The sequence below is a fragment of the Flavobacterium sp. genome (genome assembly GCF_052437795.1).
Lineage (GTDB): Bacteria > Bacteroidota > Bacteroidia > Flavobacteriales > Flavobacteriaceae > Flavobacterium.
The window spans coordinates 1-24,962 of record NZ_JBQVPA010000004.1 but is presented as its reverse complement, the minus strand read 5'-3'; the positions used below and the strand labels follow the sequence as shown (position 1 = coordinate 24,962).

18 protein-coding genes and 1 pseudogene are annotated in these 24,962 nt (G+C 45.7%); 12 read left to right on the top strand and 7 right to left on the bottom strand.

Annotated features, from left to right (window positions below; translation table 11 throughout):
- Window position 1: 1 nt before the first annotated feature.
- From ACT6R0_RS12815 to ACT6R0_RS12800, 4 genes are all read left to right on the top strand, one after another.
- Window positions 2–1,735: a TonB-dependent receptor gene (locus ACT6R0_RS12815; RefSeq protein ID WP_444654493.1), complete on the top strand. Its 1,734-nt coding sequence runs from the start codon at window positions 2–4 to the stop codon at window positions 1,733–1,735.
- A gap of 81 nt (window positions 1,736–1,816) precedes the next feature.
- Window positions 1,817–2,269 (top strand): hypothetical protein, encoded by a 453-nt coding sequence (locus ACT6R0_RS12810; protein WP_444654494.1) that lies wholly within the window; start codon window positions 1,817–1,819, stop codon window positions 2,267–2,269.
- Between the two features lie 665 nt (window positions 2,270–2,934).
- Entirely contained in the window at window positions 2,935–4,551 is a 1,617-nt protein-coding gene (gene asnB / locus ACT6R0_RS12805; RefSeq protein WP_444654496.1) for an asparagine synthase B, read from the top strand.
- A 111-nt stretch (window positions 4,552–4,662) separates the two neighbouring features.
- Window positions 4,663–6,180, top strand: a complete 1,518-nt coding sequence (locus tag ACT6R0_RS12800; protein WP_444654498.1) for a tetratricopeptide repeat protein — start codon at window positions 4,663–4,665, stop codon at window positions 6,178–6,180.
- A 15-nt stretch (window positions 6,181–6,195) separates the two neighbouring features.
- Here the strand turns inward: ACT6R0_RS12800 and ACT6R0_RS12795 are convergent, their stop codons facing one another.
- Both ACT6R0_RS12795 and ACT6R0_RS12790 read right to left on the bottom strand, forming a co-directional pair.
- Window positions 6,196–7,269, bottom strand: a complete 1,074-nt coding sequence (locus tag ACT6R0_RS12795; protein WP_444654499.1) for an ankyrin repeat domain-containing protein — start codon at window positions 7,267–7,269, stop codon at window positions 6,196–6,198.
- 3 nt (window positions 7,270–7,272) lie between these two features.
- The gene (locus ACT6R0_RS12790; RefSeq protein WP_444654500.1) at window positions 7,273–7,638 is read right to left on the bottom strand and encodes a hypothetical protein; all 366 of its coding nucleotides are present in this window, start codon (window positions 7,636–7,638) and stop codon (window positions 7,273–7,275) included.
- A 195-nt stretch (window positions 7,639–7,833) separates the two neighbouring features.
- On the opposite strand from ACT6R0_RS12790, the gene gyrB reads away from it, so the two are divergent.
- Genes gyrB through mdh form a run of 3 tightly spaced genes read left to right on the top strand, consistent with a single transcriptional unit; the run spans window position 7,834 to window position 11,739 of the window.
- Complete coding sequence (gyrB, locus tag ACT6R0_RS12785) at window positions 7,834–9,774, top strand: DNA topoisomerase (ATP-hydrolyzing) subunit B (protein ID WP_444654501.1); 1,941 nt, start codon at window positions 7,834–7,836, stop codon at window positions 9,772–9,774.
- The gene (locus ACT6R0_RS12780; protein WP_444654502.1) at window positions 9,755–10,807 is read left to right on the top strand and encodes a DUF6588 family protein; all 1,053 of its coding nucleotides are present in this window, start codon (window positions 9,755–9,757) and stop codon (window positions 10,805–10,807) included. Before gyrB ends, ACT6R0_RS12780 begins: the two co-directional genes overlap by 20 nt.
- A complete protein-coding gene (mdh, locus tag ACT6R0_RS12775; protein WP_444654503.1) occupies window positions 10,804–11,739 on the top strand; it encodes a malate dehydrogenase in 936 nt (311 codons plus the stop codon). The genes ACT6R0_RS12780 and mdh overlap by 4 nt, the downstream gene beginning before the upstream one ends.
- Before the next feature lie 66 nt (window positions 11,740–11,805).
- On the opposite strand, the gene ACT6R0_RS12770 is transcribed toward mdh, so the two are convergent.
- Window positions 11,806–12,183 (bottom strand): hypothetical protein, encoded by a 378-nt coding sequence (locus ACT6R0_RS12770; protein ID WP_444654504.1) that lies wholly within the window; start codon window positions 12,181–12,183, stop codon window positions 11,806–11,808.
- Window positions 12,184–12,357: 174 nt separating this feature from the next.
- Between ACT6R0_RS12770 and secDF the strand changes: the two genes are divergently transcribed.
- The 4 genes from secDF (at window position 12,358) to ACT6R0_RS12750 (ending at window position 17,484) form a co-directional block, all read left to right on the top strand.
- Window positions 12,358–15,327, top strand: coding sequence for a protein translocase subunit SecDF (gene secDF, locus ACT6R0_RS12765; protein WP_444654505.1), 2,970 nt, complete (start codon window positions 12,358–12,360; stop codon window positions 15,325–15,327).
- Between the two features lie 142 nt (window positions 15,328–15,469).
- Complete coding sequence (locus ACT6R0_RS12760; RefSeq protein WP_444654506.1) at window positions 15,470–16,174, top strand: MotA/TolQ/ExbB proton channel family protein; 705 nt, start codon at window positions 15,470–15,472, stop codon at window positions 16,172–16,174.
- Complete coding sequence (locus tag ACT6R0_RS12755; RefSeq protein ID WP_444654507.1) at window positions 16,171–16,578, top strand: ExbD/TolR family protein; 408 nt, start codon at window positions 16,171–16,173, stop codon at window positions 16,576–16,578. Before ACT6R0_RS12760 ends, ACT6R0_RS12755 begins: the two co-directional genes overlap by 4 nt.
- 3 nt (window positions 16,579–16,581) lie before the next feature.
- A complete protein-coding gene (locus tag ACT6R0_RS12750) occupies window positions 16,582–17,484 on the top strand; it encodes an energy transducer TonB (RefSeq protein WP_444654508.1) in 903 nt (300 codons plus the stop codon).
- Window positions 17,485–17,722: 238 nt separating this feature from the next.
- Here the strand turns inward: ACT6R0_RS12750 and lgt are convergent, their stop codons facing one another.
- The 4 genes from lgt to folE form a co-directional block, all read right to left on the bottom strand.
- Window positions 17,723–18,667: a prolipoprotein diacylglyceryl transferase gene (gene lgt, locus ACT6R0_RS12745; RefSeq protein WP_444654510.1), complete on the bottom strand. Its 945-nt coding sequence runs from the start codon at window positions 18,665–18,667 to the stop codon at window positions 17,723–17,725.
- A gap of 63 nt (window positions 18,668–18,730) precedes the next feature.
- Window positions 18,731–18,982: a membrane protein insertion efficiency factor YidD gene (gene yidD, locus ACT6R0_RS12740; RefSeq protein WP_444654511.1), complete on the bottom strand. Its 252-nt coding sequence runs from the start codon at window positions 18,980–18,982 to the stop codon at window positions 18,731–18,733.
- Window positions 18,983–18,984: 2 nt separating this feature from the next.
- Window positions 18,985–20,466 carry a cysteine--tRNA ligase gene (gene cysS, locus ACT6R0_RS12735; RefSeq protein ID WP_444654512.1) on the bottom strand — a complete coding sequence of 494 codons (1,482 nt, stop codon included), beginning with the start codon at window positions 20,464–20,466 and terminating at the stop codon, window positions 18,985–18,987.
- 43 nt (window positions 20,467–20,509) lie between these two features.
- Entirely contained in the window at window positions 20,510–21,181 is a 672-nt protein-coding gene (folE, locus tag ACT6R0_RS12730; protein ID WP_444654513.1) for a GTP cyclohydrolase I FolE, read from the bottom strand.
- A gap of 284 nt (window positions 21,182–21,465) precedes the next feature.
- Between folE and ACT6R0_RS12725 the strand changes: the two are divergent.
- A pseudogene (locus tag ACT6R0_RS12725) lies at window positions 21,466–24,962 on the top strand (hypothetical protein); the annotation flags it as partial.

Here is a 24,962-nt window from a genome sequence, read left to right as displayed (position 1 = left end):
CATGAAGACGAAATTGAGATATATAGCCATAGCGATAGCATTCGCAGGAGCACAGCAGGCCTTCGCACAAAAGAAGGACGAGAATATAGGTACCGAGGTGGTGAACGTAGTAAAACCGTATACCCCAACCATATCAGACGCTTTTAAGGTTAAGGAAACCCCTGTTATCGAGGACGAGCAGGAAAAGCAGAAGGAAGAGATAAAGTATAATATCTTTTCTTTCCCGGTCGCATCGACGTTTGCACCGGACAAGGGAAAGGCGGCTACGGTAGATAAGGAAGCCAGGGAGAAATATTACAACAACTACGCTACGCTGGGCATAGGTAATTATGGTACTATAAATGCCGAATTATTCGTGACGGAGAATGTGAGCGATACCGACTATATGGGCGGAATGCTTCGCCACCTTTCATCGCAGGGTGGCATAGATGCCGCAAAGGTTGACGACAATTATTACAATACCGCTTTGGACCTGACCTATGGCAGCCGCCAGCAGGGCTACAACTGGAGCACGGATCTGGGCTACCAAAACCAAGTGTACAACTGGTACGGACTTCCGCTGGAGTTCACTGATATTGCGCCGGAAACCATTGCGGAAGTCGACCCGCAGCAGACCTACCACACATTCTACATTGGCGGTAAGATACAGACAAAGGACAGCTATTTCCACGATGCATCAGCGCAATACAAACGTTTTTGGGATGCGTACGGATCGGCAGAGAACCGCTTCTTCCTGACACCTTCGCTTGACATTCCTATTATGGATGAAAAGATCAAGGTAGATCTCGTAGCTGATTATGTGGGTGGTACTTTTGAAAAAGACATCAATGACATGGGCGATATGAGCTACAGCCATTTCAACCTTGGCATACAGCCGAGCCTTTTGTACCAAAAAGAAGACCTCTCAGTACAACTGGGTGCGGGAATCTTTTACAGCATGGGCAAAATGAACGAGGAGACTGATAACAAGATCTTCGTTTACCCGCAGGTAAAAGCGTCGTATAAAGTGGTAGGCGACCTTATGGTAGCCTATGCCGGGGCAGAGGGGACGCTGCGCCAGAACTCGTATGCCGACTTCGTGAGCCAGAATCCGTTCGTGTCACCTACACTTGCAGTTGCGCCAACCGACCAGCAGTATGACATTTATGTCGGGCTCAAAGGCAAGTTGGCAAGTACTGTAGCATACAATATCCGCGGGTCGTATATGAATGAGGATAACAGGGCGTTTTTCGTGAACAATGCCTTGCTTACTTCGTTGGGTGATGATGAAGGTTACTCTTATGGCAACTCTTTCGGGTTGGTATACGACAGGCTGCAGACGATCAGCTTCTTCGGGGAACTGAAGGCCGACTTCTCGCAAAAAATACATTTTGGCATCAACGGAACGTACTACAGCTATTCAACTGATGATTTGGAAGAAGCGTTTAATATGCCGCAGATGAAAGTGGGGGCAAGCCTTGATGTAGACATTATGCCGAAATGGTATGCAGGGACGAACATCTTTTTTACAGGCGAAAGGAAAGATGTTGTTATGGTTACCTCAGGCGATCTTGAAACCGTTACCCTGGAGAGCTTTTTCGACCTGAACGCACACCTGGGCTACAAATACAACGAGCGCCTTACCGGCTTCCTGAAGCTGAACAACATCACGGGCCAGGATTACCAGCGCTGGGTAAACTACCCGGTACAGGGATTCCAGTTCCTGATCGGGGCATCGTATAAGTTTAATTTTTGATCATCTAAAAATTTGAAATTGAAAGATTTAAAGATCGTGTATGGCGATCTTTAGATCTTTCAGTTTTTAAATCCTTCAATTTTGAATTTTCTCAAACAAAAAGTACTCGCTTACTACAAACAACAGGTAGACGACCGCATCGATGCTTTTCGAGACATGATCGCCGCGCTTACTGAAGATGCCTCCAATGATGCCAAAGGCTCGGCTGGGGATAAGCACGAAACGGCGCTCTCCATGATGCATTTGGAGCAGGAAAAACTCAACCACAAGCTGAAAGAATTCATTGACCAAAGGGCTGTACTCGACAAAATAAACCCGGAAGCCACATCAGCAAAAGTTGTTATGGGCAGTTTGGTAAAAGCAAATAACATGCATTTATTTGTAAGCGCCGCACTGCCCAAAATAAACGTAGATGGCGTCACGGTAATAGCGTTATCGCCGCAGTCGCCGTTAGGCATGAAAATGATGGGGATGGGACAAGGTGATGAATTTGAAGTGAGTACGACGAAGTATATAATAGAGGTTTTGATATGAAAAGAAGGGTTATCAATATCATCATGTCAGGCTTAATCAGAATAATGCTTTATTCCTGTAGTTCTTTTAAGGTAGTATAAGATAGTAAATCGTATAAGATAATTGAAGATAGAAAACGTGAAGATAATCTTACACGGTTCATTAGGCATTATGAAGATAATGCTTTTAAACTCTATATAATTTTTGATTTATCTTTAAAAGGTGAGAAAATCTATTTAAGGCACCTGATAGAAGTAATTTATGATGATTACTTAGAATATTGTGAGCCTGAAACCTTTTCCGGAGGATGTAATTTTGCAGTAGCCGATAATGTGGGAGGGGTTACTTTAAAAATTGGTAAAGAGACTTTTGAGCTGCCGAGTTCTAAAGCATTATCCTATAAATATTTGGTACTTTCAAAAAAGAAAGATAAATATTTGCTGCATTATACCAACTATCCAAAATTTTGACATCTCTACGACTAATGGTTTTTTTTATGATCTGTAACCTCTTTCTGGTAAAAATCGTTTTCGAAATTACTATTCATTGCTATTTGATGGCTTTAAGTTTTAATATGAAAGTTAAAATGCTTTATGTGTTTTACAATTAAAACTAATATTCCAAATTTGTCTTGCCGAACATAACTGATAAAGTTATTTGGCCGCCAATTCAAAACAGGACAAAGTATGTGTGGAATTTTAGCAATTATCGGAAAAGGAAAAGACGAGGCATTGGTTAAGCAGCTTTCAAAAAGGATGTCGCACCGCGGCCCGGACGAAAGTGACCTTCATGTGACCGAAAAGGGACATGTACTGAGCCACGAGCGCCTTTCGATAATTGACCTCCATACCGGCAGGCAGCCTATTCAGGGCTCCAAAAGCGCATGGATGGTGCATAATGGTGAGATATACAACCACCAGGAACTGAGGGACACTGTGCTGAAGCACCATACGTTCAGGACTACCTCAGATTCTGAGGTTATAGTACATCTGTATGAGGAGTATGGCTATGATCTCTGCAACCTGCTGGATGGTATGTTCGCCTTTGTAGTGATCGATGGTGATGACTACATCGCAGGGCGTGACCCACTTGGCATAAAGCCTCTGTATTATGGCCTTGATGAACGGGGCCGGATATACTTCTCCTCTGAAATGAAGTCGATCGCCGACCAGTGCCAAACATTCTCGACCTTTCCTCCGGGACATTACTATACACCACAGACGGGTTTTGTAAAATACTACAGGCCGCAGTGGGAAGATCCGGCAAAAGCAGTTGAAGCCGTTAACCATGCAGCCATCCGTGAAACGCTGACACAAGCTGTCGAAAAAAGGCTGATGAGCGACGTACCTGTAGGCGTACTGCTTTCGGGTGGGCTTGACTCATCGCTAATATCATCTATCGCGGCAAGGCTTATGAAAGAGAGAGGGCAGGAGCTGCGTTCGTTTTCCATAGGGCTTGATGCCATGGCGCCTGATGCCTTTGCGGCACGTAAGGTAGCTGAGTTTTTGGGCACCGAACACCATGAGATACATTTTACGATCGAACAGGGCATTGAGGTATTGGATAAGTTGATATGGCACCTCGAAACCTACGATGTGACCTCGATAAGGGCCAGTACGCCGATGTATTTCCTTTCTAAAGCCATTACCGATATGGGTGTGAAGGTTGTACTTTCAGGTGAGGGTGCCGATGAGATATTCGGGGGCTACCTGTACTTCAGGAACGCACCGTCGGCAGCGGCCTTCCAGAAAGAAACCATTGAGAGGGTACAGAAGCTGTTTACCGCCGACCTACTAAGGGCTGATAAGAGCACCATGGCGCACGGACTTGAGGCACGCGTACCGTTTTTGGACAAGCAGTTTTTGGAACTGGCCGTCAAGATCAACCCTGAGGACAAGCAGCCAAAAACGTATGATAATGTTGAAAAATACATTCTGCGAAAAGCCTTTGACACACAGGAGCAGCCTTACCTGCCCGATGAAGTACTGTGGAGGCAGAAGGAGCAGTTTAGCGATGGTGTAGGCTACAGCTGGATCGACACGCTGATAGAATACTGCGCTGCGCAGGTTACCGATGAAGAACTGGAAACTGCCGAACAGCGTTTCCCTTATAATACACCTGTTACGAAGGAGGCCTATTATTACAGGTCCGTTTTCCACAAACATTTCCCGCAGGTGAGCGCGGCGCAAACGGTTAGGAAATGGATACCTAAGTGGCAGGAAAATACAGACCCGAGCGGAAGGGCCAACGCGGCGCACGTAAACGCCGATACCGCAATTGCCCAAGTGAAGGCAGAAGCATAATTTCAGGTTTTTTGGAATTTAGTTTGTTTGTTTGTAGAAAAACGCCCCGACGAGCCGGGGCGTTTTTTGTTTGATTTTAATTCTTATATTTCGAACAAATAATCACTTTGCATGAAAAAGCTTTTTGCCTTCTTGTTTATCTTTTTTGCATCCAATGCATTTGCCCAGACAGCCTATAAGTTCAAAGGCGATCTTGGCGAAGCACAGCAAAAGGAGATCATTAAAAGTGCCGACTCGCTCTTTTATTTCCTGCCGAATATCAGCTTTAACGTATCCAGCAACCACCTTCAGGCGTATAAGGACATTCCTGTTGATAAGAGCTACCAGCCCGGCTATCTTGAGGAGCAGCAAAAGCTTTTGAGGCAGCATCCTGACAACGCTGTTATTTATAATAACATTGCCGGTTATTATCAAAATAAGGGCGACGCTACCAATGCGCGGGATTATTTTACAAAGGCGCTCGAAAGCCATAAGCTGCTGCCAAAGGCTAAAGATTCGGCAAGTTTTTACTCGTTCAGGGCTGTTATAAAAATGAACCTGGGCCAGGAAGGTGTAGCCGACATGGAACGGGCGGTTGCCATCAATAAGTCAGATTCACTTTCGTTAGTATTGTACCCGTTGCTGCTTGCGGGTAAGGGTGATTATGTTAAGGCCAGATCCGTGGTCATAGATGCGCTTAATGACAAGGACAACAAGATGAAGGACTTCAGCTATCTCATGCTTGGCGTAATTGAGATGTATGGCGTGTCGGCTGCATTCGCCGGTATGGAAGAAGCCGCATCGGACAAGTTCCTGCAGCAGGACATTGCGAAGATGATCGACTTTGATGCTTTTGATAAATACCTTGATACGAAAGACCTGAAGCTTGTCCGTGCCAAACAAATGCTGGGAATATTCAACGGCATTTTTAAATATTCGCAAGGGCTGGAACCCGGCGGGGTATTTACGCCAACGAAAGATGATATGGCCTACATGGCGGCAAAGGAAGAGTTCTTTAAAAGGTCACTGAAGGAAAAGAACGTTAACGCTTATGGAGTATACTTCAGCCTGGGGATCCTTAGCTACGCGCAAAAGAAATTCCCTGAAGCTATAAGTTATTTTGAAAAAGCACTGCTGGCTTTCCCTAAAGATAAGGAGGGCTTCCGGTTCAATACCGCCGAGATATACGACAACATGGCCGGTATTTACTACATGACAAAGGATCATGGTAAAGCCATAACTATGCTGTCAAAGGAGGCTGCCCTCAAGAGTGTGAATACCGGTATTCGCAAAGATGCCCATTTGGGTATTGCCGGATTATTTATAGAGCAGGGCAAACTGGCAGAGGCAGAAAGCCATGCACTGCTGGCGCTGGAGGCCGAGGACAGCTTCGCGGCCAACAGCATGCTGGCGTACATAAGCTTCAAGCGCAATTATACGATTTCGGCAGAAAAATATTTGCAACGTGCCATGGCTCAGATAAGCGACCAGGATGAAGTATGCAAGGCGCTGACCATGGTGGCCGCTACACAGTTGCTGAACGGCTCACCGGATGGCGCCTATGCGGTATACAACGAGCACAGATCATATCTTGACGGGTATGAATGTGATTGTGAAGCGATGCTGGAAAAATATGTTGTTAAGAACTGATGGTATGATTATCTGTTACCGGTCGTACTTCACTTCGGGTGTGGTTACCGGCATAGGATTATTGAGCACCCATTTTACAGCAAGTTCGGCTAACCGGTCAGTATTATTATCATTTTTACGCTTCACTTCTTTGATGACCAAGGAAGCTTCATTAATTTCTTCAGGTGTTAAGGGTTCTCTATGCTGTACGAACTCTAAAAAAGTATCAGCCATTATTTTATAGTCGTCGTCCCAGTTGATGCCGCCGTTTCGTCCCAGCTCGTCCGAAATACGCCCGGCAATGCGGATCACTTCACCCTGTAGGGTCTGTGCTGCCCCCATTGACGGGATAAGTAATTCCCATAACTCATTAAATTGCTTTTGCCAGGTATCGGCTTTGATCGTTATTTTCGATTTGCCATCGTGCAATACACGCCTTGGTACCGGTGTCACATCAAACAGTGTATAGAACTCATCTAGCGCATCGCTGTATTGCTGCACGGAATCTTTATTGAAGCCGGGGCGGGCGTGTTCGAACTGTGTCCCTATTTTGGTGACCAGTCCTTTCATCCTTTCAGTTTTCACGGCACCGGCATCCAGTAAAATTTTGGCAGTTTCAAGTGTGTTTATTATGTCAATATTGCTGCAAAAGAACAGGTTGTACTCCAGTGGAGTCGAATCAGCCCCACCACTATAAATAAAAGGATAGGGTGCCAAAGCATCGACATCCGCGCCATAGCTTAACAGGATCTTTACATTTTCCGCGGCATTGCCCTGTGCCGCACAATGCAGGGCAGTGCCATTTTTATTATTGGCATTTACTTTCGCGCCAAGTTCAAGCAGGCTTACTATGTTTGCGATCCTAAAGTATGCGCGCAGCTGTAGCGGGGTCTTGCCATACTCATTAGTCATTTCAATGTCGGCACCGTGCTCAACCAGCCATCTGTCAAACTCAGGTGGGCACTCGGTAAAGCCCAATGCTGTCTGCTTGCCATAACCACCGTAGGCATCCAGCTCGCATTTGTCAAATACCGCGATGATCTCCTCTATATCTCCTCTCTTCAGGATCTCGGCAAAGTCTTTTGGTAATGTTTTTCTTTTTTTAGCCATATCTTAAAATGTTACCACCTCGTATAAATTGTCTGATTCGTGCTTTTCGGCGAATGCCTTTATCAGTGCAATATCTGCCTGCTGGGTTTCCTTATCCACATTATCAAGTTCGCCCTCGAATGCAATAACTGACTCAAGGCCTTCTTTTGTGAGATGCACCATCACCAGCCCGCCCTCTTCATCATATACCACGGGATTGTGTTTGCTTTCCCATTTAGTGCCGGCAATGGTATTGATGATCGCGAAATCGAGGCTTGTCAGGTAGTCCAGCTCGATCTTTTCAAATTCTTCGTTGTCCATTATCCTTTCAAAAAGGTCTGCTCTGTATTCCGGGAGTTCCGGAATGTAGGCGATAATGCTTCCCATCATGATCGTAAGGTTTTATATGCAATAATACTTAATTTTTAATTAGATGGCTTAAGTTTTACGGTATTGTTATGGGTAGGGAAGTTTTAATAAATTGTTAATAACTTAGTTCCCAAAACTACCCGTTTTGTGGCATAATCCCTGCTGTTTACTTATATTTGTTCGTTAAACCTAAAATCTGTTTAAGAGCCAAATCTTATGAGTGAAGAAATAAAGAAAAACAATTATTCGGCAGATAGTATTCAGGCCCTTGAGGGGATGGAGCACGTAAGGATGCGCCCTTCAATGTACATAGGGGATGTAGGTGTACGTGGTTTGCACCACCTTGTTTATGAAGTTGTAGATAACTCGATAGATGAGGCGATGGGCGGGCATTGTGATACCATTGGTGTCGCGATCAATGAAGATGGCTCAATAACCGTTGAAGATAACGGCCGCGGTATTCCCGTAGACATACATAAAAAAGAGGGTGTTTCCGCACTTGAAGTGGTAATGACCAAGATCGGCGCCGGCGGTAAGTTTGATAAAGATTCTTATAAAGTTTCAGGTGGACTGCATGGTGTGGGTGTGTCGGTAGTAAATGCGCTGTCTAACCATATGCGTTCTACCGTTTTCAGGGAAGGTAAAATATACGAGCAGGAATATGAAAAGGGTAAGTCGCTCTATCCTGTTAAGCAAATAGGAGAAACAGGAAAAAGAGGTACTACCCAGACTTTTTATCCTGACCCATCTATTTTTACACAGACTATCGAATTTTCTTACGATACTCTTGCCGCACGTATGCGCGAGTTGTCTTTTCTTAATAAAGGGATAACCATAACGCTTACCGACAAAAGGGAAAAGAACGATAAAGGTGAGTTCGTTTCTGAAGTTTTCCATTCAGATGAAGGGCTTAAAGAATATATCCGCTTCCTTGACGCTAACCGTGAACCGATCGTTTCGCATGTAATAAGTATGGAGAGCGACAAAGGCGAAGTACCGGTCGAGGTGGCGCTTATCTATAATACGAGTTATACAGAAAATATTTTTTCGTACGTAAACAATATCAACACCCACGAGGGAGGTACGCACCTTTCTGGCTTCCGCCGCGGGTTGACCAATACGCTTAAAAAATATGCTGACAACTCCGGCCTTCTTGAAAAGCTGAAGTTCGAGATCTCTGGTGACGACTTCCGCGAGGGGCTTACCGCGATCATATCGGTGAAAGTACAGGAGCCGCAATTTGAAGGGCAGACCAAGACCAAGCTGGGTAACCGCGAGGTAGTGGCGCCTGTGAGCCAGGCAGTAAGCGAAATGCTTGAAAATTACCTTGAAGAGAACCCTAACGATGCCCGTACCATAGTGCAAAAGGTTATCCTTGCGGCACAGGCGCGCCACGCGGCCAAAAAAGCCCGCGAAATGGTGCAGCGCAAAACCGTAATGGGTGGTGGCGGACTTCCGGGTAAGCTTTCTGATTGCTCTGAGCAGGATCCTGTAAAATGTGAGATATTCCTTGTAGAGGGTGACTCTGCAGGTGGTACGGCCAAGCAGGGGCGCGACAGGGCCTTCCAGGCGATATTGCCGCTAAGGGGTAAGATCCTTAACGTGGAAAAAGCCATGCACCACAAAGTGTTTGAGAACGAAGAGATACGTAACATATTCACCGCGCTTGGGGTGACCATTGGTACAGCTGAGGACAGCAAGGCGCTTAACCTGGAAAAGCTGCGTTATCACAAAGTAGTGATCATGTGTGATGCCGACGTTGATGGTTCGCACATTGCGACACTTATCCTTACGTTCTTCTTCCGATTCATGAAAGAGCTTATCGAGAATGGCCACGTGTATATTGCCACGCCACCGCTTTACATGGTGAAAAAAGGCAACAAAAAGGAATATGCATGGACAGATATACAGCGTGATGTAGCAAGTGAGAAGATGGGAGGCGGATCTACAGTGCAGCGTTATAAAGGCCTTGGTGAGATGAACGCTGAGCAGCTTTGGGAAACCACACTTGATCCGGACCACCGCACACTGCGCCAGGTAAACATTGACAGCCTTGCCGAAGCCGACAGGATATTCTCGATGCTTATGGGTGACGAGGTTCCGCCAAGAAGGGAATTCATTGAAAAGAACGCTGCTTATGCCAAGATCGACGCGTAAGCCGCTTTTCATAGGTATGTCTGCTATCGCTCTCCTGTTTTCGGGCAGGGCAGTTGCGCAGACGGATACCGAAATTGCATTAACACAAATAGGGCATCTGTTAGACGATGCCTTATTTTTTTCTGACAAGTACGTAACCCCGGCTACAGATGCGGCTGTATACCAGTCATCATCCGGATGGGTGAACAGTCCTAAAGCCAAGGGATTGTTTGAGGTGACTTTTGGCCTGCATGCCAATGTATTCTTTACGCCGCAGCGCGACAGGACCTTTAAGATACAGAATAGTGATTTTTCCTTTTTCCAATTAGAGGAAGGTACTGAGGCTACTGTGCCGACCTCGTTGGGCAGTGACCAGCAGGTATACCTCGTTGGAACGCTTGGGGACAGCCCGGTAAGGCTGGAGACACCGGAAGGCATCGATATGCAAACGGTGGCATATCCCTATTTGCAGGGAAGTATAGGGCTTTGGTATGATACCGAGTTGATCGCCAAATATTCAACGCGTGTAAAACTTAAAAAGAGCAACTACCAGGTATATGGGGTGGGGCTTAAGCATACGTTCAGCCGTTATTTTAAAGGGCTTAAGGAGAATAATATCCATCTGTCGGTCATGGCAGGGTATTCGAACGAGGAAGTCTCGTTCAATTTCCTTGACGTAAAAACCGATTACGGAACACTTGGCATTGATGAAATTACCGGCCATGTAGATACCTGGCAATTTCAGATGAATGGCTCGAAAGAGTTTGGAAGATGGGAGGCAATGGGCGGATTCATTGTTAATACCAGCGACATTAAATATAATGTGAGCGGTCCCAAGGGTACTATAGAAGATCTGCTCCCTTTCCAGAAAATACTTAACAAGAGGCTTGAAGAGATCTATAAAACCAAGGTGAATTATATAGGAGAAGCGTCTTTGCGTTATACTATTGGTAATTTTAACGTACAAACTATACTTGCTTTTGGTAAATTTGTAAATACTAACATATCTTTACAATATACTTTTAACAACAAACAACAAACACAAGAATTATGAAAGTAACAATAGTTGGCGCCGGTAATGTGGGCGCTACGTGTGCCGATGTTATCTCCTACAGGGGAATTGCCAGCGAAGTGGTTTTGCTTGACATTAAAGAAGGTTTTGCTGAAGGCAAGGCTATGGATATCATGCAGTGCGCTACCACTACAGGTTTTAATACCAAAGTGAGCGGCGTGACCAATGATTATTCTAAAACAGCAGGCAGCGATGTAGTTGTTATTACATCGGGCATTCCGAGGAAGCCGGGCATGACCCGTGAAGAGCTTATCGGTATCAATGCGGGCATCGTTAAATCGGTTGCTGAGAACGTGTTGAAGCATTCGCCTGATACCATCATCGTAGTGGTGTCAAACCCAATGGATACAATGACATACCTAACCCTGAAAGCTACCGGCCTGCCTAAGAACCGCATCATTGGTATGGGCGGCGCGCTGGATAGCTCACGTTTTAAATATTACCTTTCAAAAGCGCTTGACAGGCCGTCTAACGACGTTCAGGGCATGGTCATAGGCGGGCATGGCGATACGACTATGATACCGCTTACAAGGCTTGCTTCGTATAACGGTAGCCCTGTGTCGAATTTCCTTTCTCAGGAGGTGCTTGATAAAGTTGCTGCCGACACAATGGTGGGTGGTGCAACGCTTACAGGACTGTTGGGTACATCGGCATGGTACGCGCCGGGAGCATCGGTAGCGTATCTTGTGGACAGTATCCTTAAAGACCAGAAGAAAATGATCGCGTGCTCGGTATTCCTTGAAGGCGAGTACGGACAAGAGGATATCTGCATGGGTGTGCCTTGTATCATCGGCAAGAATGGCCTTGAAGAGATCATCGACATCAAACTGGACGATAACGAAAAAGCATTGTTCGCCAAGAGCGCCGATGCGGTAAGGGCTATGAACGGTGACCTGAAGTCAGTACTGGCATAACAACCTTTATTATACATAAACTTAAAAGCCGCTATGAGCGGCTTTTTTGTTAGTTTAGCGTAAAGATCACTGCTTCACGACCCTGTCATAATTACCATTGCTGCACGGGTCTACAAAATAGTAGTCGAGGTTAGGTCCGGGCGACGGCATGGAAGTGATTATCGGGTCGGTATTATTGTCATGGTAATTATTGTAATTGCGGTTATCCTCATCCCTTATGTACACCTGGTAAAAATTACCGCTACTACTTTGGGAAGCTGCCGAAGCATCCTGTTGCGGGGTATTTTGTTTGGCATAAAAGGCAATGTCGTGCAGTTTTTGCTCCTCTATCTTCTGCATGCCCTCTTTCGCGGCTATGGATAGGCTGGATGGCAAATTGGCTTCCTGTGCCTGTAGCTGAAAGGTGGCTAAAACAATTGCGGAAAGGATAAAAAGTCTGTTCATGACGTAGCTGTTTTACCAAATCTACAAAATAATTTTTAGTGCAAACCCTTAAAATAGTGGATTTACTGCGGATTTCGTTTTTTATGATAATGTTAGGAAATAAGTTGGTTTATCAAACCGTAAATTATATATTTGCTCGTTTTTAAAAATTGGAATATTTTAATTTAAGTAATAATGCAGAATAAGGGACTTATTAAATTTTTCGCAATCGTATTTGCGTTAGTGTGTATTTACCAGCTCACCTTTACGTATGTATCGCACGGCATCCAGGATGATGCCAAGGCTTTTGCCAAAGGCGATACTGATAAAGAAGTGGCTTACCTCGAACGAATGAAGGACTCCGTAGTTTATCTTGGCTACACTTACAAAGAAGTAAGTGACAAGCAGATAAACAAGGGGCTTGACCTTGAGGGTGGTATCAACGTAATGCTGGAAATATCTGTAAAGGAGATCATCCAGGGCCTTGCGAACAATTCTACCAACCCGGTTTTGAATAAGGCTCTTGATGAGGCTACCAAAAACAGGGAAGGCAACCAGGATTACCTTGATGCATTTTTTATTGCTTTTGATAAAGTTTCAAACGGTTCTGTAAAGCTTGCTTCTCCGGAACTGTTTACCAACAGGGTCATGGATCAGGCGGTAAACACGAACATGACCGATGCTCAGGTCAAAGCTGTATTGAGGAAAAAAGTGGCCGAAGCTATTGATAGCGCATTTGGCGTACTTACCGAGCGTATCGATAAATTTGGCGTAGTTCAGCCAAACATCCAGAAAATAGGTGAATCAGGACGTATCATGCTTGAGCTTCCGGGCGCAAAGGATATTGACCGTGTAAAGAAACTTGTTTCAAGTACAGCGCAGCTTGAATTTTGGGAAGCTTATAAAGTAGGCGAAATGCAGGGCTTCCTTATGGGGGCGAACCAGGCATTGATGGCTACGGAAAAAAAGGTTGAAACTACTGAAACGAAAACTACACAAAACGATTCTATTGAGAAGCTATTGGGTGGCAAAGATTCGCTAAATGCTGCCAAAAAAGGCAACAACCCACTATTTGATAAACTTATGCCTAACCAGAACGGCGGCCCTGTCCTTGGTTATGCATCTACAAAAGATACTGCTTCAATCAACGCTTACCTGAAAAGGAACGATATCCGTTCATTGCTTACAGGCGATCAGCGTTTTGCCCGTTTCGCATGGGGTAAAGAAGCTGCCGGTGCAAAAGGCATCCTTGAGCTTTATGCCCTTAAAGGTAATAAAGGCAATGTTGCGCCTCTTGGCGGTAACGTAATTACAGGTGCTAATGCGGCATTTGACCAGCAGAACCGCCCATCAGTGGAAATGCAGATGAGCCCAAGGGGTGCTATGAAGTGGGAAGAAATGACAGGCAAGGCTTATACTCAACAAGGCTTTATTGCCATTGTTCTTGATAACGTTGTATATTCCGCACCGGGTGTAACTACAGGGCCGATCTCCGGAGGTAACTCACAGATCACAGGGTCGTTTGACGTAACAGAATCGAAAGACTTAGCGAACATCCTTAGGGCCGGTAAACTTCCTGCAAAGGCAGATATCGTACAATCTGAGATCGTAGGCCCATCATTGGGCCAGGAAGCTATCGATAACGGTATCATGTCGTCTATTGTAGGTTTATTGCTTGTATCACTTTGGATGGTTGTATATTATGGTAAGGCAGGTTGGTATGCTAACGTTGCCCTCATCGTGAACTTGTTGTTCCTTTTTGGTGTACTTGCCAGCTTTGGTGCAGTGCTTACGCTTCCTGGTATCGCCGGTATCGTTCTTACGATGGGTACTGCGGTAGATGCTAACATCATTATTTATGAACGTGCCAAGGAAGAATTAAGGGCCGGCAGGACGCTTGACGAAGCTGTTAAGATATCTTATAGCTGGAGGGGTGCAATGTCATCGATCACCGATGCTAACGTAACACACATCCTTACAGGTCTGGTGCTTTTGATCTTCGGTACAGGACCGGTTAAAGGTTTTGCTACTACACTACTTATTGGTATATTCACATCGCTATTCACATCGATATTCATTGCAAGGCTATTCCTTGACAACGATATTAAGAAAGGGAACGTTGTGAACTTTGTAACAGGAATGTCTAAGAACTGGTTCACTAATTTCCATTATAATTTCCTTGGAGCTAAGAAATTCACTTACATCTTCTCTTCTCTTGTAGTTGTAGTAAGCTGTATTTCATTCTATGTAAATGGCCTTGACCAGGGTATTGACTTTGTTGGTGGACGTACGTTCCAGGTGAAATTTGAAAAGCCTGTAAATGTTGACGAGATCAAAGAAGAGCTTGAAAAGCAATTTGAAGGTGAGTATGTAGACGCGAAAGTATTTGGTAATGCGTCGCAGCTAAGGATCACTACAAAATATAAAGTAGCTGAGAACACAGTAGAGGCTGATACGGAAGTTAACCAAAAACTTTATGCAGGCCTTAAGAAGCATTACACGAACCTGGATTATGAAAAGTTCGCTTCGAGCTATACAGGTAAGCAGTATGGTATCATGCAGGCTTCAAAAGTAAGTGCTGTAGTAGCGGACGATATTAAAGCCAACTCTATTTGGGCTGTATTGGGATCAATGGCCATCGTGTTCATCTACCTGATGGTGAGCTTCAGGAAGTGGCAGTATTCACTTGGTGCTATCGCTGCTGTGGCGCACGACGTTATCTTCGTGTTGGGTATCTACTCGCTATGCTACAAGTTCATGCCTTTCCACATGGAAATGGACCAGCACTTCATCGCGGCTATCCTTACAGTTATTGGTTATTCGATGAACGATACGGTTATCGTATTCGACAGGGTGAGGGAATTCCTTGCAGGTAAGACCAAAGGTAAGTTTGCCGACATCGTGAACGCTTCGGTTAACACGACCATGTCAAGGACTATCAACACCTCATTAACAATGATATTGGTACTATTGATCATGTTCATCTTTGGTGGTGACTCTATCCGTGGGTTCATCTTCGCGATGCTTGTGGGTATCATCGTTGGTACATACTCATCATTGTTCATCGCGACACCGGTACTTGTTGACAGCGTTTCCGCTAAAGACAAAGACAGGATCGAGCATGAGCACAACGACGAAGTGGTCGTAGCAGAGAAAGTAAAATAAGACATCTTAAAATATATGCTAAACCTGCCTATACCCATAGGCAGGTTTTTTTTTATTTGTTTTTTTGCATACTCAAAAAGCCCTATATTCGTTATCAATTATAAGTAAAACAAAGCGATTTTAAAGAAACCCCGAACGAGGTATGACAAATTTCATTTTCTTAGCACTACAGGACACCATCCCCGCTGCTGCCCAGGAGGCTGCCGCCCCAATTGTCGAATCACAGGAAATATCCGTAAACTATTTATCGCTCGTCATGAAAGGCGGGGTTATGGTAATACCTATTTTGCTGTTGTTCTTTTTTACCCTGTATGTTATTATAGAAAGGGCAATGTACTATAAAAAAGTAATGAAGCACAGTGAATCGCTTATGAGCGATGTGCGTCACCAGGTGAGTTCAGGTAAGGTCGAGGCCGCCCAAATGACCGCTGCAAGGGCAGGTACTGCGGAAGGCAACATAATTGAGAGTGGTATCGGTATGCTTGGCAGGCCGGTAAGCGAGATAGAAGGCATGATGGAAAAGACGACCAATGTAGAGCTCGGGTTGATGGAAAGGAAGCTCGGATGGCTTGGCCTTGCGGCCGGTATCGCTCCTATCCTTGGGTTCATTGGTACGATTGCGGGAGTTATCAAGATATTCTATCAGATCTCTGAAACAGCTGACATTTCGATAGGCAGTATCTCTGAAGGCCTTTACGAAAAGATGATCAGTTCCGGTTTGGGGCTTATCGTGGGTGTTGTGGCATACTCAGGCTATCACTATTTCAATATGGTGATCGATGGTTTTGCCCTTCGTGTACAAAGGCAGGTAATACAGTTCGTTAACCTAATCACGACAGGAAAATGAGGATAAGGAGAAATAAACGCTTCCATGCAGAGATCGCGGCGTCGGCGCTTAGCGATATCATGTTCTTTTTGCTGTTGTTCTTCCTGATCATTTCTACACTTGCAAACCCTAACGTTATCAAGCTGATGCTGCCCAAGGCACGCACCACGGCGACGACCGATAAGGCGCATACAAGCGTTTCGGTATTGGTCATGGAAGACGAGACAAAGCAATATTTCATTGATAAAGTGCCGGTAACTTACGAAGAGCTGGAAAGCAAGCTTGCCGAGCAGGTACAGAAGACAGGCGACAATACGGTGATCGTGCGTTTCCCTTACAATTGCCTGGCGCAGGACATGGTAGACCTGCTGCAGGTGGGAGAACGCCTGAAGCTTAAATTTGTGATCGCTGTATCTAAACAGTAGACTATGGAAAAGATAACGAAAGAAGAAAAGCAGTCGGCACTCATCACAGGCATCATATTCCTGAGCCTGTTCCTGCCGCTTGTTTTCTTTACCTATACGGTAACGTATCCCGACCCGCTTACGGTCATGCTCGACGGCGGCGGCGGCGGGGGCGGCGTTACCCTGAACTTTGGCAACAGCGATGATGGGGTGGGGGCCAACTTCCGGAGCGAGCTGCTTGAGGCGGCCAGCAAGGTAAAAGCACAGCCTGTAACGAGCGCGCCGGCAGAAGAGGTCGTAGGCAGTGATTCCGACGATTCGGAAGCGGTAGCCAATACCAAACCTGTGGAGAAAAAAGACCCACGGATGCAAAATGCCAAGATAGAAACTAAAGAACCTGTAAAGCCCAAGCAACCTACCAATTCGGCACTTGACGCATTGCTGAACAGTAATAACACCGGAGATGGGAATACCGGGCGTTCGGGCAATCAGGGTAGCAGGAACGGGGATGTCAGCTCCGGGGCCTACACGGGTGACGGTGGTAGTGGAGGCGGCCGTGGCGGTGGACAGGGTTCTGGTGACGGTACAGGTACCGGGCCGGGTTCCGGAAGCGGTAGTGGCGGCGGAAGCGGCGCCGGACGCGGGACCGGGGTAGGGGATTATGACCTTGGCGGAAGAAAGCCTTTGTCTAAGCCGAAGCCGCGATATACCTGTAATGAAGAAGGAATCGTTGCTGTGGAGATATTTGTTGACGGTAACGGAAAAGTAATATCGGCCACGCCGGGTATCAGGGGAACGACCAACTCAGCAAAATGCCTCTTGGACCAGGCAAAAACAGCAGCCATGCAGACAACATGGGAGGCATCGCCAACAGGTGCGGCCAGGCAAAGAGGCACGATAAAGTATAACTTTAAGCTAACAGATTAATAAATATAGATTCCGGTTTCGACCGGAATTTTTGTTTGTTGCATTTTATGGTAACGAAAATTGTCTCGCTACCTTCGCGTGAGGGACAGAAGCGGCATCCCCTTAGCTTTACCGGAGGATATAGCGGATGGCCCGACGCGAAACGCAGTGGAGCGGCACGCCCAAAAAACTAAGATTTGGTAATATCTATCTAAAAAGAATAAAAAAACCGCCCTTGTTGGGGCGGTTAGTTAGTGTCTTATAAAGTTTCCTGCCTGTTCCTGGCTGTGAATATCAGCCAGAAACCAACAAGGATAAAAGGTATGCTTAGCCATTGGCCTGTGGAGAGTGTGGAAGCTATTTGCTTTTCGAATCCGCCTTGGCTTTCCTTGACAAATTCTACTACAAAGCGTACGCTCCACAACAATACAAGGAATACACCAAAGATAAGGCCATGTTTTTTGCGGGCATCTGTCTTCCAATACATATAGAAGATGATAAGGAATACAAAGATGTAAAGGAATGCTTCATACAATTGTGCAGGGTGCCTGTAGGGTATTTTTGCGAGTGTATCTGCGAACTGAGGGTTTTGCTCAATGGCTTCATACGCTTTATCATAATCCTTAATGCCGGTGCGTTCCATTACATGCGACTTATTCAACCATTCTTCACCGCGGATGAATTTTACGGCAGTAGGTGAGTCGGGAGAGGTTACATCACCCAATATCTCGCTGTTGAAGAAGTTGCCTAAGCGTACAAAAATACCGCCGCTGGTTACCGGTATCACGACCCTGTCGAGTACCCAAAGCAATGGCCTGTGGATAACCTTACGGCTGTAATATATCATGGCAAGGATTATAGCTATTGCGGCACCGTGACTGGCGAGTCCTGCAAAGCCGGTAAACTCAAACTCCGGCCTGAATTTGAAAGGGAGTAGTATCTCTTCAGGATGTTCGCGGAAATAGGGCCAGTCGTAAAAGAAAACCTGCCCCAGCCGTGCGCCAAGAAGCGTAGCGACAAGTGTGGTGATGAACAGCTTATCGAGCTTTTCCATCGATTCGCCTTCACGCTCGAATATCTTTTTCATGATGAGCCACCCGAGGCCGAAAGCGATCACGAACCCAAGGCTGTAATAACGCAGCATTATCGGTCCAAGGTGGAACCCTTCAGGAGAGTTCCATACAATGCTTAAACTTTGTACCATTTGCAATTTTTATTGATTGATGTAAAATTAAATATTTGAAGGTCATTTGCAAGGAAAACCATGCTAATGTTTGTGGCTGCATCCTTTTTCCGGTACCGGGTCATAGCCGCGACCTCCCCAGGGGTTACAGCTTACAATACGCTTTACGGCAAGCCAGCTGCCTATGATAAGGCCCCGCTTTTGCAGCGCCTCTATGGTATATTGTGAGCAGGTAGGGGTATAGCGGCATGCCGATGGCAGTAATGGGGATATGGCTGCCTGGTACAACCGTATCAGTAGTACAAATGGTAACGTAATGACCTGCCGGGCTGTCACGATCAGTTTATTGAAAAGGTAGTGCCTTCTTTAGAGTCCTTCAGTTCGATGCCAAGGTCGCCAAGACGGTTCCTTATTTGATCGGAAAGCCCAAAGTCCTTGTTGGCCCTTGCTTCATTGCGCATCCCTATGAGCATGTTCACAACACCTTCCAGCTTATCGTTACTGCTGTCGGCATCTGTCTCGCTTTTTAGTCCAAGCACATCATATATAAAAGCGTGCAGGGTCTTGGACAGATCGTCAATGTCGGCACTGGTAAGGGTTTCTTTGCCCTCCTTCAATAAGTTGATATAGCGCACGGCCTCGAACAGGTACGATATAAGTATCGGGCTGTTAAAGTCGTCGTTCATTGCGTCATAGCACAGCTGTTTCCAGGCCCCAATGTCCAAAGACGAATTGGTCGATGGCGCAATGCCCTGAAGCGTATCCAAAGCTTCCATAAGGCGGTTGTAGCCTTTCTCGGCGGCCACGATAGCATCATTCGAAAAATCTAGGATACTCCTGTAATGTGCCTGCATCATGAAGAAACGTACTACCGATGGAGTGAATGCTTTTTCAAGCTTATTATTATTGCCCGAGAATAGTTCTCTTGGCAGGATGTTATTTCCTGTAGATTTAGCCATTTTCTTACCGTTGAGGGTAAGCATGTTGGCATGCAGCCAGTAGTTTACCGGCGTGCTGCCTTTGCAGGCTTCGTTTTGCGCGATCTCGCACTCGTGGTGCGGGAACTTCAGGTCCATGCCGCCCCCGTGTATGTCGAATTTATCGCCCAAGTATTTTGTGCTCATCGAGGTACACTCCAAATGCCATCCTGGGAAACCATCGCCCCACGGCGAAGGCCAGCGCATGATGTGCTCGGGTCCGGCTTTTTTCCAAAGGGCAAAGTCGGCCGGGTTCCTTTTCTGTTCCTGTCCCGCCAGCTCGCGCGAGTTGGACAGCATGTCGTCAAGGTTCCTGCCGCTTAGTATGCCGTAATCATGGCTTTCGTTATATTTTACCACATCAAAGTATACCGATCCGCTTGACTCGTAGGCATATCCGTTATCGAATATCTGTCGGATAGTTTCTATCTGCTCGATAATGTGTCCCGTAGCGGTCGGTTCGATGCTTGGTGGCAATGCGTTGAAAAGCTCCATGATCTGGTGGAAATCTACAGAGTATTGCTGTACGATCTCCATTGGTTCCAGCTTTTCCAACCTTGCCTTTTTTGCGATCTTGTCCTCGCCCTCGTCGCCATCGTCTTCCATGTGGCCTACGTCGGTAATGTTGCGCACATAACGGACTTTGTATCCAAGGTGCTTCAGGTAGCGGAAAACCAGGTCGAACGATATAAAGGTCCTGCAATTGCCAAGGTGCACATTGCTGTATACGGTTGGCCCGCACACATACATTCCCACGTTCCCTTCGTGAAGGGGGGTGAAAACTTCCTTGTCACCACTAAGGGTATTGTAGATCTTTAATGACTGGTTTTGGTATAGCTGCATATCCTGAAAAATTGGGTAGTATATATAGGTGTATATATAGTCGTTAAAATTGGGTGTCGAGCTTAATGTAATCAAGGAATTCCCTCCTGACATTGTCTTCCTTGAACCTCCCTCCGAATTCGGAGGTCACGGTGCTGCTCTCTATGTCGCGGATGCCTCTTGAGTTTACGCACAGGTGCTTTGCATCGATCACGCACGCTACATCCTCGGTGCCAAGGACTTTCTTAAGCTCCTGTACGATCTGCATGGTAAGCCTTTCCTGTACCTGTGGCCTTTTGGCGAAGTAATCGACAATGCGGTTCATTTTAGATAGTCCCACTACGGTGCCGTTCGAAATGTAGGCTACGTGGGCCCTGCCAACTATGGGGAGCAGGTGGTGCTCGCAGGTAGAGTATACGGTAATGTTTTTCTCTACCAGCATTTCGCCGTATTTGTAATGATTTTCAAAAGTAGAAGAACTTGGTTTTTTAGCAGGGTTCAGTCCGCCAAAAATTTCCTTTACGAACATCTTGGCTACACGGTTGGGTGTGCCTTTAAGGCTGTCGTCAGTAAGGTCAAGGCCCAGGGTAAGCAGTATGCTTTCCACATCTTTTTTAATGGAAGCTATTTTTTCGTCATCGTTAATGTCAAAAGCGTCGGCCCTGAGAGGTGTTTGCGCGCTAGACGCAATATGGTTGTCTCCTAATTCGTCTTTGCTGTCGTCGTTATGGATCATTATATATTTATATTAATACGGTGTAAATTCAGCAGGCAAAGATAATTATAAAAGTTGATCGAATGAAAGGTACGAACAATGGTTTTTCAATCGATCTCCTTTACAAGGAAGCGCATACGGGTTCGATAAAAAATCACATATAATGTTGGTTTTGTTAAAAATGAACTTTTTTCAATTTTTACTTAGGGTAAATGAAAACACAGATGTTGTATATAAAAAAATAACCCTTTTTGTGTTTTTTTTGAATCAAATTTATGTAAATTTCGCATTTCAAAATTACTATGATGAATAAATACCTAATCCTACTCCTACTCAGCATTTTCGGTATTAACACATTCGCCCAAGCGCCGGGTTGTCCGCAAGTACAAGCCAGTGGTATCGCTCCTCTTTGTGAGCCCGGAGATTGTGGTAACATTAGTGCTACCTATTTTAACACAGGTGCGACCAATTCCTATTCGGTCGGCTCTGTTGCTTATGCACCCCCTTATCCTTTTGTGGGCGGTACACAGGTTTCTGTGAATACCGATGACGTTTGGTCGGGCAACATTACGCTTCCTTTCAACTTTTGTTTTTACGGGGCTAACTATAGCCAGGTAAATATCGGTTCGAACGGTGTTATCTCTTTTGATACCGGTTTGGGAGGTACTTGTCCATGGGCTTATACCGCAACGATCCCAAATACAGGTTTTCCTATTAAAAATGCTATTTATGGCGTTTATCAGGATATTGATCCGTCTGTAGATAATGCCTTTGCAAATCCAAATATTAACTACCAGTTGCTGGGTGAGTACCCGTGCAGGACACTTGTAGTTAACTTTTCACAAGTTGCCCAGTATAACTGTACAAGCAATGCTACCGTAGGTGCGCAGACATCGCAGATCGTACTATATGAAACTACTAACGTTATCGAGGTATATGTGCAGCGTAGGGTGCCTTGTACGTCATGGCAGAGTGGTGCGGGTCTTATAGGTATACAAAACTCGGCCGGTACGCAGGCGGTTACGCCTCCGGGACGAAATACAGGAGCATGGTCTGCCACTAATGAGGCATGGCGCTTTACTCCAAGCGGGCCATCGATCGTAACGTTCCAGTGGGTTAATACTGATGGTTCGATATATTCAAACTCGACTACAACGCAGGTATGTCCAATGGAAACTACGACTTACATTGCAAGGGCTACTTATTTAAGGTGTGATGGTACTACTGTTATTAAGGAGTCTCCTGTAACGGTTATGGTGTCTGATCCTATGGAGCTTGGTGACCCGGATGATATCATCCTTTGTACCGATGGCCCGCCGCCATATACATTCGATCTGACACAGAATAATGAGGTTATACTGAATGGACTGGATCCGGACCAGTATACCGTGACTTTTCATAATACACAGCTCGATGCCGATGAAGGGTTTGATCCGCAACCTGAACAAATCACTACCAATGGTGATCCTCAGACAATATTTGTAAGGGTTGAGGATTATTTTACAGGATGTAAAGCTACTACATCATTTGTTATCGAAGCAAGTGAACAGCCTGTTGCCGGCACTCCCCCTACACCGCAGGTGTGTGACCTTAATAATGATGGTACAGAAGTGTTCGATCTTACCAACTTTGATGGTGACGCGCTGATGGGACTGGACCCGAATAATTTTGTGGTATCATACCATAACACACTTGGTGGTGCTACAGGCAATACCCAGCTTGTAAATAATCCTACAGCTTTCCCTGCAGCAGATGGGCAGATAGTATATATACGTGTAACCAATGTGAATAACGAAGATTGTCACGCGGTTTCGTCCATGACATTTGAAATTACGCCAACCCCTGTTGTGGTTGCTCCTGCAAATGCTTTTGCATGTAGCGATGAGGGTTATACTCTTCCGCAACTTACAGTGGGTAATTATTTTACAGGCCCTAATGGTACAGGTACCCCAATGAGCGCAGGCCAGTTACTTACTGACTCTCAGACCGTATATGTATACGCAGAGTCGGGTACAACGCCAAATAACTGTACAGATCAGGAGACGTTCACGGTAACGATAAACGAGCTTCCTGAAGTGGATGAGCCAACATGGGTTGAGGCTTGTGAAAGCTATTTCCTTGATCCGTTGACAGAAGGCCAGTATTACACAGGTCCCGACGGTACAGGTACTATACTTGCTCCGGGTACTGAGATAACCGAGACTACAATGCTGTACATCTATGCCGAAACAGGTTCTGGCGATACTGTGCTTTGTAGCGATCAATACCAATTCCAGGTAAAAATTGACAACAGGCCTGAGCTTGTGCCTGCTACTGAAATAAAAGAGTGCGATGATGACTTTGATGGCATAGCAGTATTTGACATTACGCCTGCAGGTACAGAGGTGGTAAATGGTGCGAACGGTGTTCTGGTTTCTTACCATACCACTGAAACGAACGCACAATTTAACCTCGATCCAATTGAAACTCCTGAAACATATCAGTCAGCAACAGCAGTGGTATACATCAGGGCTATCAATGCAACAAGCACGACCGATTGTTATTCTATAGAGCCATTGCAGCTGACGGTTCAGCCTAAGCCTGCCTTTGGCACGATAAGCGACTATGTTGTTTGTGATGACAATAATTCCCCCGATGGAGTGGAGTACTTTGACCTGACTACGAGGACCTCCGAAGCAACTACCGATCCTGATATCACCGTAAAATATTATGCTACTCAGGATAATGCCAATGATGATGAGGATGCGTTTACAGATGAAGCCAACCACCAAAGCGGTACCGCTACGGTGTGGGTAAGGCTGGAAAGCACTCTGGGCTGTTATAGTGTAACTTCTTTTGAACTGGTAGTAAACCCGCTTCCTGTGGTGAATACTGACATGGAACCTTTCTACGCATGTGAGGAAGAGCCGGGGCAGGGGCTTTTTGACCTTGACCAGATAGATACTGTTGTTACCAATGGTGCTTCAGGTTATACTGTGGCTTATTTCGCAACGCTTGATGCGGCACAAAACCCGACAGATAATAACTATCTTCCTACGCCATACCTCTCTCCTAATACTACGATCTATGCCAGGGTGGAGAATGTGAACACCGAGTGTGTTGTTATTACTACTGCCGATCTCGAAGTGCTTCCTGCACCGATAGCCCCTGACCTTGCCCCGATAGAAGAGTGTGACTTCAATAATGACAATGTTACCACATTCGACCTTGATCCTGCCCTTGCAGCGATAGAGGCTTCACTTGGCAATACTGTTACCGCCCTACCTTTTGAAACGTACAACGACGCATTTTACAATGCGACGAATAATACGATACAGAACACATCCGCGTATACGAACGTTCAGGCTTATACTACCAATGGTGTACAGACTCTCTATATAAGGGTAGAGTCTGACCAGACGGACTGTTTTGACATCGTTGAACTGCAGTTGATCGTTCGTCCTGTACCTGTAGCCATAGAGCCTGAGCCTTATGTGCTTTGTGATAACGGAAGCAGCGATACGGATGGTACCGCTAACTTTGATCTTACTACCAAAGAAGAAGAGATACTTGGGACCATGGACCCTGCAGCGTTCAGTATAGCGTTCTACCTGACTGCTGATGATGCTGCCACAGGAACTAACGTAGGCCGCATAACTACCCCTGCCAGCTACAACAGCCCAAGCGGATTTGTATATGCCAGGGTGACCAATAACGCTACAGGATGTTACGATGTAATGCCGTTGGAGCTCATCGTTAACCCGCTTCCGGTCGCCAATGCCCCTGTTCCGTACACGCTTTGCGACTACAATGATCCCGGTGA